At 55.1% G+C, this 12490-nt stretch carries 9 protein-coding genes; 4 read left to right on the forward strand and 5 right to left on the reverse strand.

The genetic code is table 11. The annotated features are described in order from the left end of the window. The first annotated feature begins 15 nt into the window (after positions 1–15). Both ACFE7X_RS01010 and ACFE7X_RS01015 read left to right on the forward strand, forming a co-directional pair. Positions 16–1566 (forward strand): hypothetical protein, encoded by a 1551-nt coding sequence (locus ACFE7X_RS01010; RefSeq protein ID WP_375433788.1) that lies wholly within the window; start codon positions 16–18, stop codon positions 1564–1566. 212 nt (positions 1567–1778) lie between these two features. Then, positions 1779–2945, forward strand: a complete 1167-nt coding sequence (locus ACFE7X_RS01015) for a DUF6268 family outer membrane beta-barrel protein (RefSeq protein WP_375433789.1) — start codon at positions 1779–1781, stop codon at positions 2943–2945. Between the two features lie 160 nt (positions 2946–3105). On the opposite strand, the gene ppk1 is transcribed toward ACFE7X_RS01015, so the two are convergent. From ppk1 to ACFE7X_RS01040, 5 genes are all read right to left on the reverse strand, one after another. Beyond that, the gene (gene ppk1, locus ACFE7X_RS01020) at positions 3106–5238 is read right to left on the reverse strand and encodes a polyphosphate kinase 1 (protein ID WP_375433790.1); all 2133 of its coding nucleotides are present in this window, start codon (positions 5236–5238) and stop codon (positions 3106–3108) included. Between the two features lie 234 nt (positions 5239–5472). Further along, complete coding sequence (locus ACFE7X_RS01025) at positions 5473–5982, reverse strand: histidine phosphatase family protein (RefSeq protein ID WP_375433791.1); 510 nt, start codon at positions 5980–5982, stop codon at positions 5473–5475. Positions 5983–6356: 374 nt separating this feature from the next. Then, positions 6357–7631 (reverse strand): M43 family zinc metalloprotease, encoded by a 1275-nt coding sequence (locus ACFE7X_RS01030; protein ID WP_375433792.1) that lies wholly within the window; start codon positions 7629–7631, stop codon positions 6357–6359. 347 nt (positions 7632–7978) lie between these two features. Further along, positions 7979–9310, reverse strand: a complete 1332-nt coding sequence (gene hflX / locus ACFE7X_RS01035; protein WP_375433793.1) for a GTPase HflX — start codon at positions 9308–9310, stop codon at positions 7979–7981. A 236-nt stretch (positions 9311–9546) separates the two neighbouring features. Then, complete coding sequence (locus ACFE7X_RS01040) at positions 9547–10341, reverse strand: c-type cytochrome (RefSeq protein ID WP_375433794.1); 795 nt, start codon at positions 10339–10341, stop codon at positions 9547–9549. Positions 10342–10576: 235 nt separating this feature from the next. On the opposite strand from ACFE7X_RS01040, the gene ACFE7X_RS01045 reads away from it, so the two are divergent. Beyond that, positions 10577–11698, forward strand: coding sequence for a glycosyltransferase family 4 protein (locus tag ACFE7X_RS01045; protein WP_375433795.1), 1122 nt, complete (start codon positions 10577–10579; stop codon positions 11696–11698). Positions 11699–11765: 67 nt separating this feature from the next. Then, entirely contained in the window at positions 11766–12308 is a 543-nt protein-coding gene (gene rfbC, locus ACFE7X_RS01050; RefSeq protein ID WP_375433796.1) for a dTDP-4-dehydrorhamnose 3,5-epimerase, read from the forward strand. Positions 12309–12490 lie beyond the last annotated feature (182 nt).

Consider the following 12490-nt stretch of genomic DNA (forward strand, 5'->3'; position numbering starts at 1 on the left):
GCCGATTACTACGAAGTGGTAAGCAAGGTGACGGAGGTGAAAGGCTCCAGCAAACGCGAAAAATTTGTGGTCGAGCGCCTGCCTGACGACAAGACGCGGGTATCGGTGCAGAAAATCACCAAGGAGGGCGAGCTTGGAAAAACGCTCTTCGACCGCACTTTCGACAACAACGTAACCAAGGAACTGCGTCTTTACGGGTTTGAAGGCAACGATGTCTACGACGTGAAAGGCGACGTGCAGCGCGGAACCAAAGTGCGCATCATTGCCGGCACCGACAAAGACTCTATCACCGACCGCTCCAACGTGGCGGGCTTCCGCCACTACACCCACGTCTACGATGCCGATACGGGCAACGTCATTCGGCCCGGCCGCGACACGCGGCTGCGCACTGAGCCGGGCATTGATGTGAGCCGCTACGACGTACACAACCGCTCCGACCGCAAAGATTACACGCTCAACTACTTCGGGCCTACTGCTTATTTCGGCTACAACATCGACGACCGTTTGTTTGTGGGTGGTGGGGCCGTGTACCGTACTTACGGGTTCCGGAAAGAGCCTTACGCTTCCGAGCAGAGTTTGGCCGCCAACTACTCGCCCTCGCAAAACGCCTACAACGTGCGCTACCTAGGGCATTTTGTTGACGTGGTTGGTAAGTACGACTTGCGCGTTACGTCGCAGCTCTATGGGCCGCAGTTGCTCTACAACTACTTTGGCTTAGGCAATGATACGCGCAACATCCTGGCTGACGACAACACCACCCGCAACCGCGACATCAACGATACCTACCGGGTCCGCTTCTCACGCTTCTACGTTTCGCCGGTGCTGGAGAAGGATGTGTTCAGTTTCCTCAAGTTTGGTATTGGTCCGCAGTACGACCAGTTCCGGGTTTCCTCTGACCGTATTGGCAGCGAAATAGCAAATGGCCTCGATGACGACGGCAACGGCCAAGAAGGTACCAGCGCCGTTGGTATTCGCTCCTCCGATTTTCAGTTAAACCGCTACCTCGGTGGTCGGGCTTACCTAAATATTGATGCCGCTTCCTCGCCGAAGAACCCGCGCATCGGACTGCGCTGGTACAACTCGGTGGAATACAACAAGCAACTCAACTCCGAGAAGCTGAGTTATGGGCGGTTGGCTTCGGAATTTCGTTTCTACCTGAGCCCCAACTTCCCGTTCCAGTTGACTTGGGCTGGCCGCATCGGCGCCAGCCGCAACCTCGGCGACTATCGTTTCTACCAAGCTAACACCCTGGGCGGCACCACCAACTTGCGCGGCTACCGCCGGACGCGCTTCGCGGGGCGCTCCACTACGTACGCCAATGCAGAGGTACGAATTCAGCTCTTCGAGTTTAATGCCTACTTGCTGCCGGGTAAGTTCGGCATCATGGGCTTGGCCGATGCAGCGCGGGTGTACTCGCGGTACGACGTAAAAACAGGCCTCGATGCTTACCATACCGCTTACGGCGGTGGCGTGTGGGTCGATATCCTCAAGCAGGCCGTTATCAACGTGACGTACTCGCGGGGCGAAGAAAACCTGGTATTCTTAGGATTTGACTTCCTGTTTTAAAACCAGCTGCTGATAACGTCACACAATCGGTAAAATGTGGGTCAGTACATAACCAGAAACCAACAAGAGAGCCGGTCGGGTTAGGCCGGCTTTTTTCTTCCGCGCAAAAGCGGCATCGTGAAGCGCAAGAATGGATGACTGGAATCAGCCTTTTTGCTGGATCATGCGTTAAGATCGGACGGCTCTAAGTTTCTATTTCCACCTTGTAGCGTATGTCTTTTACTATAACTATTCGGGCGCGGACAGTGCGCAAAATTGCTTTCACTGGGCTGGGCTGGATGCTGGTCATGGTATCAGCGGTAGCGCAGGTTACGCCCCCGGCTTCCCCCACGCCGGTGTTTCCGGCCCCGGCTCCTTCCCCCACAGATACCCTGGCTTCCAATCAAGTAGGGCGCGACCAAGAGTTTGCGACCCCTTCGGTAGTCAACCAGGGGCCGAGCAAAGGCATCATTTTTCACTATGAGCGAATGCCTCGCTTTGGCGTGACGTCGACGGCCAAGGTCGAGAACTTGCCTAACTACTCGGCCGACGCTAGCAAGAATGCCCGGCTTATCTTCAAAGGGTACGTGCCGATGCTTAACCACCCGCACCTGAAGCTGATTCTGGGCATCAACTACGAGCGGGAAGAGTTTAAATTCCGCAGTGCCCCCACCACCTACGAGTTCTACGACAATATCGAAGACAAGGCCCTGAAGACCTTGGGCGCACAGCTAGCAGTTATTCGGCCGGTGAACACAGTCAACTGGTACATATTTCGGATTAAAGGCGAGTTGAGCGGCGACTATACGTCGAGTGAGCTGAACGTGAAAGATTACCTGCGCGTGTCATCGGAGTTCCTGTATGGCTGGAAGCGGAGCCCTGAATTTTCGTGGGGCGTAGGTGTGCAGTTGGGCTACACATTCGGGCGGTTCAGCCCTTATCCAGCGGTGCTTTACAACCGTACCTTCAACTCGCGCTGGGGCGTAGAAGCTATATTTCCGGCCCGTATTGCGGTCCGCTACAATGTTTCGCCCCGCTCTATCCTCACGGCTGGCTACACCGTTGATGGCTACAACTACATAATCAAGCTCAACAACCCTTTGGTGCGGCGGCTGGAAAATGGCCAGCCCGAGCCTGGCATAGCTCCCCTTCGTACGCTGGAGCTGCGCGAAACGGAGGTGAAGTTTCGTGGGCGTTGGGAGCGTGAACTCTACGATTTCATCTGGCTGGGGGTAGAAGGCGGTTACCGCTACAACTACGCCTTCGACGCCTTCGACCGCACCAACGATGACCGGCAAAAAATCATCGATAGCCAATTCGACTGGACTCCTTACGCTAGCCTCGAAATCTTTATTGTTCCCACCAAAGGGCTGCTCGGTCTTTTTGGCGCAGGGCGGTAAAAGAACTCCGCAATGTTTGGCGGTTGTTCCAGTGACTGAAGGCGCTTCGCAATTGCTTGAACCTCAAACAAGTACCAAAGAAGAACGGTCATGCTGCGACAAGCGCGGTATGACCGTTCTTCTTTGGTACTTGTTTGAGGCTTGGGCGAAAAGTAAGTTCTTAGCCTTGTTCGGGTTTGGGCTTGCTGCGTTTGCGGCTTAGCTTCTTCAAATACGCATACGTCTCTTCCTGGGCCCTGACGCGGGGCGCATCCGGGTTTTCGGAAACAACAAAATTGTTCTGCCAGTCTCTGGATTTCACGTTGTCTTGGCGCTGAAGATCGAGCAGGTGCCGGACTTCGGCGCGCAAATCGTCTTGCAGGACAGGAAAAGCAACTTCCACACGGCGGTCTAAGTTGCGAGCCATCCAATCGGAAGAAGCTACGTAGATTTTTTCCTTGCCACCATTGCCGAACACGTAGATGCGGGCGTGTTCCAAGTACCGGTCCACGATGCCCCGCTGGCTGATGTTGGCGCTCTGGCCTTCGAGGCTAGGAACGAGGCAGGAAATACCCCGGATCAGCAGTTCCACCCGCACGCCGGCTTCACTGGCTTCGTAGAGCTTTAAGATCATCCGTTCATCCTGTAAGGCGTTTAGCTTCAGAATGATGTAGGCGTCCTTGCCGTGCTTAGCCAGCGCTATTTCGTGGTCAATTAAGGAATTGAGTTGCTCGCGCAGCTCGAATGGTGCCACCAATAGGTGCTTGAAGCTGCCAGCTTTGTCGAGCCGGTCATAGAAATAGCGGAACACCTCGGCCACTTCACTGGTCAAGCGCGGATCGGCGGTGAACAGGCCGTGGTCGGCGTAGATCTTGCTGGTGTTCTCGTTGAAGTTGCCGGTGCTGAGGTACGCGTAGAGACGGTTGTGGCCTTCTTCGGCCCGGGTCACGAGGGCCAGTTTGCTGTGCACTTTCAACCCTGGAATGCCATATATAACGTTGGCGCCCGCCTTTTGCAGCTTCTCGGCCCAATACATGTTGCTCTCCTCATCGAAGCGGGCTTTCAACTCTACAACCACCGTCACTTGCTTGCCGTGCTTCACGGCCTTAAGTAGCGCTTTGGCCACTTCACTTTTGCTGGAAACCCGGTAGAGCGAGATGCTAATGGCACTTACCAACGGGTCGTTGGCGGCTTCGAGTAGAAAGCGCGTTACGTAGTCAAAGGATTGGTATGGCAGGCTCAGTAGATGGTCGCGCTCGGCAATGGCCGGAATCATAGGGCCGGTGCGGGGCAGCGTGGGGTGGGGCAGGGGCGGGTGCGCCTCGTACACCAAGTGGTTCAGCCCTAAATCGGGAAAGCCGAAAAAGTCGCGGAAGTTGTGGTAGCGGCTGCCTTCTACTAGCTCGTCGGTGCCGATGCCAGTTTTCTGCATCAACGCCTGCATTACTTCTTTGGGCATGGCTGGGTCGTAGAGCAGGCGGGCGGGGTAGCCGGTTTCGCGCTTTTGCAGGCTGCTCTTGATCTTGGCCATCAGGTTGCCCGAAACCTCTTCCTGAATGTCTAATTCAGCGTCGCGGGAGAGCTTGATGGAATGCACCTGTACCTTGTTGAACTTGGGAAACAGCGTATGGGCGCAGCACCGCACGACATCGTCCAGGAACATCACGTACTGCTCTTCGCCTTGGCTAGGCAGCACCACAAAGCGGCCACCGTGCCGCTTCACGGGTAGCTCCATCACCAGTATTCGCTCGTCGTGGGGAGCGTGCTTTTTCTTTTTCGAGCTGGCCTCGGTAGATTCGGAGAGGTAAAACGTCAGGTACACTGTTTGGTCTTTCAGGAACAAGTGGTGCAGATTCTCATCGAGAATTACCGGCGAGAGTAAGTCCTGCACGTGCTGCTCGAAGTACTGGTGCACCCACTGGCGCTGCTCATCGGTCAGGTCGTGCTCCGATATAAGGTGGATGTGCTGCTCGCGCAAAGCCGGTTGCAGGCTGTTGCGAAACGTGTCGCCGAATTCTTGTTGCTGGCGGCGCACCTCTTCCAGCAACTCTTTGAGTTGGGCGGTGGGGTCGTCGGCCAGCTTGGCACGGGTTTTCTTTTTGAGCTTCACCAACCGCCGGAGCGTGGCTACGCGCACCTTGAAATACTCGTCGAGGTTGCTGGAAAAAATGGCCATAAACTTGAGGCGTTCTAGCAGCGGTACCTCAGGGTTTTGGGCTTCTTGCAGCACGCGCCGGTTGAAGGCCAGCCAGCTTAATTCCCGGCTCAGCAGCACTGGTTTTTCAGCGGCTTTCTTTTCAATTTTTTCCATCATTAAGAACAAGCGTCACGTACAAAAGCGTCCTTCTTTATCTGGTTTCCGAAAGGAAAACCTCCTTACTAGTTGCAGTTGCTCAGTATGAACATTTATGCAACGGGGCCAAGCAGTGACCCTTCCATTGGAGTTGCCTTTGTCTGGGTACCAAGCTGTAGCACCCTGTGCTCTTTACGCGAAGACGTTAATTTCAAACAGCTTTTCCAGGCGAAATTGCTTGGCTGGTTAGCGGCCTTACTCGGCATCCCGCCGCTTATCGCGCGGCCGGTCGAAAAAGTAGAACTCGGTGTTCGACTGATTTGCATCAACCCACCGGTCAACCTGAAGGTGCAAGCACACGATGCCCGCCGTGGGTATTTCCTCGTGCAGCGCACCCGGCGACAGTAGGTCCGCGAATTCAGAAATGGTGTTGTTGTGCCCTACAAGCAGCACCGAATTCGCTTCGTCGGGGCAGGAGCGCACAATGTCCAGCAGCGTTTGTACATCGGCGTGGTAGATTTCCGGCCGCACCGCAATTCGTTCGGGCAGGTACTCTATTTCCTTGGCCACCAGCGCGGCTGTAGTCAGGGCCCGCACTGCCGCCGAAGAGAGCAGCAAGTCTATCTTGATGTTGCGCTTGGCCAACGCTTGGCCCATGCGGGGCGCGTCGTCGCGGCCCCGGTCGTTGAGTGGGCGCTGCTCATCCGTTAAATCGTCGAAGCTCCAGCTGGATTTGGCGTGGCGCATCAGATATAAGCTTTTCATGCGGGCAGGGTATGGTACAAGTCCGAGGCAGGCCTCTTTACTAGAAGGCCCGCAAAATGGTTATTCTAGAGGCGGAGCACAACAGAAAGATAAGATTATCACTTTGTTTTTCAGCGCGTCGAAAAAGGGCTTGCAGCTTGTTTTGTTGGATAAGCGGGCCCCCGCTGAAGACCTGCTCCTGTTTTTCGCATAGGTTCTTGGCAAGTGTGCCGTTGTAGAAAGCAAGCCACAAACGGATTCTTATCGGTTGGGCAAGGCTGGTAATAGAAAAGCCCGCCGATGGGGCGGGCTTTTCAGGTGGGTGAATGAGGGGAAATGTTGGGTGTGGGAAGCCGGCGGTGCTGCAACACAGCTTGGTTCCGACACCAAGTAAGTTATTCTTTCTGGAAACGTTGACGGATTGTTTGCTGACCGTCCGACATCACCACTTGGTAGAGCCCTTGGGGCAAGCTAGCAACTGCCACGCGGCCTTGACCGTCGTAGCGGGCTTGCTTCATTTCGTAGCCGCTCAGGTCGTATACTTTCACGCTCCACGTAGCAGCTTGCTTTTCCGGCACCGATACGTTCAAAGTCTGGGTAGCCGGGTTAGGATATAAGCGGATTTCCGCCAGGCTTGCTACTCCACCCGCAGTAGCCACGGCCAACTGGCGCGTAGTCCTGGCGCCCGACGAGTTCAGCAGCGAGGCACGGCTGCCGCCGGCGCCGAACAAGGCGTTCATGCGGGCGGCCTGGCCAGTAGAGAACATGTACATGCACGCGTCGTCGGTGTAGTCCATGTAGTTCATCGACATGTCGCCGTTGTTGCCGCAGGTTACGTGCGGAAACGAAGGGCAGCCGTAGTTGCTGGTTTGCTGCGTAGGCGTGTCGGTTACCAGATCGGTGCCGCAGCTGGCGTCGCCCCAGATGTGACGCAAATTCAGCCAGTGACCCACTTCGTGCGTGGCCGTACGGCCTTTACTGTAAGGACCGGACGCGACGCCAGGCAGCGACGAAAACAGCACAACAACGCCGTCAGTGCTAGCTCTGCCCCCCGGAAACTGCGCGTAGCCAAGCAGACCACCGCTTAAGTTGCACACCCACACATTGAGGTAGCTGCTAGCGGGCCAAGGGTCGCTACCACCCTTCTTGGAGTTCTTTACTGCATCGTTGCTGCTGAACGATGCAATTTTGGTTTGCTTGTGAATAATGCCCGAGGTTGGGGCCCCGGTAGGGTCCTGCTGAGCCAATACAAACTGGATGTTGGTGTTGGCTGCCAACGGCTTGAAGGCGTCCGGAACCAAGGTAACGTCGGAATTAGTTTTGGCGAAGTCCTTGTTCAATACGTCAATCTGAGCCGCAACTTGCGCATCGGTTACGTTCTGAGTGGTTATGTTATAAACCACGTGCACCACTACTGGAATCACGACTGCGCCCACTACCGAACGATTGGACGTCGAAGTGGATTCGAACTTTTTGGTTTGATCTTCCACCGCCGCCATGCGCTTGGCTAGCGAAGGATCAGCAGCCATCTGCGCTTTAAGCACGTCCATAGTGGCGCACTGCCGGCCCGGCGTAGCTTTACTATTATCGAAAGCTAAACGAGACTCTTGCGCAAAAGCTGAAGAACTAAGGCCCAAAGAGAGAGCTAACGCGTAAAATTTTGACTTCATACCGGTTGTTCAATAACTAGGTAAAACTTAAGTAAAACAGTAGGATGAAAGGTAGTAAAAATATGCTGATTCAGAGTGCGAATAATTATAAAAACTAAAAATATATTCATATGATTTCTTAATTATTTAAAATTATAAGATATTGACTAGTAGAGCCTTAATTGCGCTTGCAGCCGTTTGAGCAATGCCTAGAGTTGTTTCGGGACTCACGATTTATTTAAACAAAGAAGGTAGCTGTCTGAAAGCGAGCAGCTAACCGCTGCTTGTTGTAGGAAGCATTACACAAACCGAAGGGGCTGGGCACCAAAAAGCCCTGGCAATTTGCCAGGGCCACTACTTGATGCAGGCTACTCGCCGTCTGCGTGGTCTATTACCGTGTTTGGATAGCGCTGGTAATGGATTTTGGCCACATGGCGCGTAAGCAAAGCACGAAGCTCTTCGATATTTTCTCGCTCCTTAGCCGAAATAAAGATGACCGGGTCGTGCATCTTGGCCATGTACGTATCCTGCAACTGCGCCAGCGTGGGCCGATTGGGTGCATCCTCGTCCTCGTTCATACCCTCAAAGCCCGCTTGGCGCTCGGTTTCAATATCCGTCCGGTATTGATCTATTTTGTTGAAGACCAGCAGCATCGGCTTGTCAGCCGCTTCAATGTCTTTCAGCGTTTCGTTAACTACCTCGATCTGCTCTTCAAACGAAGGGTGCGAAATATCTACGACGTGTACCAGCAAGTCGGCTTCCCTGATTTCATCGAGCGTGCTCTTAAAGCTCTCGATAAGGCGTGTAGGCAGCTTACGAATAAATCCGACCGTGTCGGAGAGCAGGAACGGAATGTTGTCGAAGGAAATCTTGCGCACCGTGGAATCGACAGTAGCGAAAAGCTTGTTTTCGGCAAACACGTCGGAGCGGCTCAGCAGGTTCATGATCGTGCTTTTACCCACGTTGGTATAGCCTACCAGCGCCACCCGCACCACGCCGCCGCGCGACTTCCGCTGGGTATGGCTTTGCTTGTCGAAATCCTTAAGCTTCTCTTTCAGCAGCGCTATTCGGTCGCGCACCACGCGCCGGTCCGTCTCGATTTCTGTTTCCCCCGGTCCGCGCTGGCTCACGCCCCCACCACGCTGTCGGCTCAAGTGACTCCACAAACCCGTCAGGCGGGGCAGCAGATACTGGTACTGCGCCAGTTCCACCTGGGCCCGCGCCGTAGCAGTTTTGGCCCGCGTAGCAAAGATGTCGATGATGAGCAGCGAGCGGTCTACTATTTTGACTGTCAGCTCCGCCTCCAGGTTGCGCAGCTGCGAAGGCGACAAATCATCGTCGAAAATAACCACGCTGATGCCTGAATGCGTCACGTAAGCCTTGATTTCGGCTAGCTTGCCTTCCCCCACAAACGTGCGGACGTCGGGCTTGTCGAGGCGCTGCACGAAGCGCTTTTTCACTTCCACCCCGGCCGTTTCCGCCAGAAATTCCAGCTCGTCCAGGTACTCTTGCGTGCGAGTTTCCAACTGCCGCTTGTCGGGTACGGCTATCAGCACAGCAGTTTCTCGTTGCTGAGCCGTTTCGTAAGTGCCGGTGTCGGAGTTGCGAGTGGGTTGGTTGCCTTTGGGGGCGTCGGAAGCACCAGGGTGGCGGGTACTGTTGGTTTGCTGTCGGCCGCCAGAATTAGATTTTTTTGCCATGTTAGGAGAAGAGAGTGGGTAGGAAGGAATAGGTAATCGATAAAGCCCCACCTTGCAAAAGGGAAGCCTACTTACCGCATAGCCGAAGGAATAGCATAGGCACTCTTATACTGTTGTAGATAACGCGAGTTGCAGTCCAGCTACGCTATAGACCCTTATCTATTGGGTGGACTCTAGAAGTAGTATGGATGTTGTGAGAACCCACAAGCCACCCGATGGAGTGCAGCTAAGAGGGGTTACTTCAGGGTCAACGAGTAAGCTACGATGTGCTGGATCTGGGCCGTAGTTAATTTGTCCTTAAAGGATGGCATCTTGCCTAGGCCTTGCGTAACCATATACACGCGGCCCGTGGTGTTAAGGTTGCTTTTACTTAGGTCGTGGGCTCCGTTCAAGCCCAAACGCCCATCGGCCCCGTGGCACGCCGCGCAGTTGTTGTTGAACAGCGCTTTACCATCCGCCAGGATGTCTTCGCCGTCGTTTTCAGGCTCGGCGGGGGGAGAAGCAAGCGCGGCACTTACCGTAGCCGATTTCAGCGCGTCTGCTTCCGCTTCCGAAAGCCCAGGTTCATCATCAGCGAGTGTATCGATGGGAGGGGCCGCATCGGGGGTAGGCGTGGTTTCGGGCCGACCAAGTGCGGCGGTACTAGCAACTGGGCGCGTCGGGCGGCGTAAGGTGAGGCTGCCGGCTTGCGCCACTCCGTACAGGTACAAAAGGCCGAGCAGCGTGCAGGCCACGCCCAGCTTGTACTGGCGGCGCATGGCCGCAATAGCCAGCGGCAACAAAACCACGGCCAAGCCCAGCTCCACCCATAGCCAGCGGGGCGCTGCGCCCGGATACTGCGCCACCAGCCAGATGCCTGACCCCAAAATTAGGAGTCCCAACAGCGAATCGACAATGCGGGTGCGGGCGCGCAGATTGCGCAACGTTTCCTGGCGGCTCGAAAACAGCAGGGCCGCTTTGATAGCGTAAAAAAGTAGGAAGGCAAGTAGGACCAGCAGGTGCAGGCGCAAAAGCAAAGCGGAAAACGACACGCGCAACAGGGTGGTAAGTGGTGAAAACGAAGTCTACAGAGTAGTCAACAAAGGTAAGAGCCGAAAAAGCGCGTTACGGGGTGAATTTATCTGCACTGCGCAAGTATTCTCATACTTCACGCAGCAGTTAACAGAAGTACTTGGGTATGCACAACGCCTCTTGCTTGCGCATGCTCCTATCTTTGCTCTCTGAAACGCTAATTCACTATTTCACAATCTCACTGTTTTACTATCCGTGCGCGTTGCCATTGTTATCAATACCTCTTGGAATATCTGGAATTTTCGGCGCAGCTTAGTGAAAGCCATGCAGGCGGCTGGCCACGAAGTAGTGGCTATTGCGCCCCCCGACGCGTACTCCGAACGCCTACAATCCGAGCTTGGGTGCCGCTACGTCCCGATTTTGATGGAGAACAAGGGCACCAACCCCGTGAAGGATGCCCAGCTGACCCGCCGCTTCTACGGTATCTATCGGCGCGAGCGGCCCGATGTCGTGTTGCATTACACTATCAAGCCCAACATCTATGGGGCACTGGCCGCCCGACTGGCAGGTATTCCCAGCATCAACAACGTGTCGGGTTTAGGAACGGTGTTTTTGGTGCCTAACTTCGTGAGCAAGGTTGCTTTGCAGCTTTACCGTTATGCTTTTCGGTTTCCACGCAAGGTGTTCTTTCAAAACGGCGACGACCGGGCGCTGTTTCTGCAACATAAGCTGGTGCGGCAAGAAATAACCGACGTGCTGCCCGGCTCCGGAGTCGACACCAACCGATTCCGGCCGGCCGCCGAGTTCAAGCGCCAACAGCCGTTCGTGTTCCTGATGATTGCGCGGGTACTCTACGAGAAAGGCGTGGAAGAATATTTCGAGGCCGCCCGGCTGGTACGGGAAGTGGCGCCGGGCACGCGGGTGCAACTACTAGGCGGCGTCGATGAGTCGGGGGGAGTGGGGGTGAAGCGAGCTGTATTCGAGTTGTGGCTGGCAGCGGGCAACATCGAGTACCTAGGCACCACCGACGACGTGGCCGCTTACATCCACCAAGCCGATTGCGTGGTACTGCCCTCGTACCGCGAAGGCACTCCCAAAACCTTGCTTGAAGCCGCCGCCATGGGGAAGCCCATCGTCACGACCAACGTGCCTGGCTGCCGCGAAACCGTGGAAGATAATCTAAACGGGTTGCTCTGCCAGGTACGCAACGCGCCCGACTTGGCGGCCAAAATGCTACGCATTCTTGAGCTGCCTAGTGCCGAGCTAGAAGCTATGGGCCGCGCGGGCCGCCACTTAGCCGAATCTAAATTCGATGAGCAAATCGTGCTCGACAAGTACTTAGCCGAAGTAGCTACCCTAGCGCACAAGCGCCGCTAGGGTTAAGTAAACCAGCTAACTTGCTCCCGAAAACAACTTCAATACTTGTAATTATTACTATTCTCGCATGGAGATTAAGCAGCATGCAATGGCGGGTGTCATTGAATTTATTCCCCGCGTTTTTGGCGACGCCCGCGGAGCTTTCTTTGAATCATTTAGCGCCAGGGTTTTCGAGCAGGCAGGTGTTCGCCACGAGTGGGTGCAGGATAATCAGTCGAGTTCAGCGCGTGGCGTGCTTCGTGGGCTACACTTCCAGCGGCCGCCCCACGCACAAGCCAAGCTAGTACGCGTGGCCCAAGGCCGTGCCCTTGATGTTATTGTGGACTTGCGCCGCGACTCCGCTACCTATGGGCAGCATCTGGCGGTGGAGCTGGACGCGCAGCGTTACAACATGCTTTACGTGCCCATCGGTTTCGCCCACGGCTTTGTGGCCCTCGACGATCAGACGCTCTTCCTGTATAAATGCTCGGATTATTATCAGCCAAGCGCCGAAGGCGGTCTGCGTTGGGACGACCCCGCACTTGCTATCAATTGGGGAATAGATTCTCCGAACGTATCGGATAAAGATCAGATTCTTCCTTTGCTTAGGGAGTTCGAGAGTCCTTTCTAGAAGTTGCTTCTACAAGTGCCAGCAAATCAGGTAGTACTGGAGAATCTCGTCTGTCATGCCGAGCGCAGCGAGGAATCTAGGAACTGATTTCAGCTTTGAAAGCCAGGTGCTCGCTACGCTCGGAATGACAGCCTGAAGCCGCTTGCCAGGCTAGGCCTTGCTGAAAGGCAGTGGTAACTCAG

The sequence above is a fragment of the uncultured Hymenobacter sp. genome (genome assembly GCF_964242765.1).
Lineage (GTDB): Bacteria > Bacteroidota > Bacteroidia > Cytophagales > Hymenobacteraceae > Hymenobacter.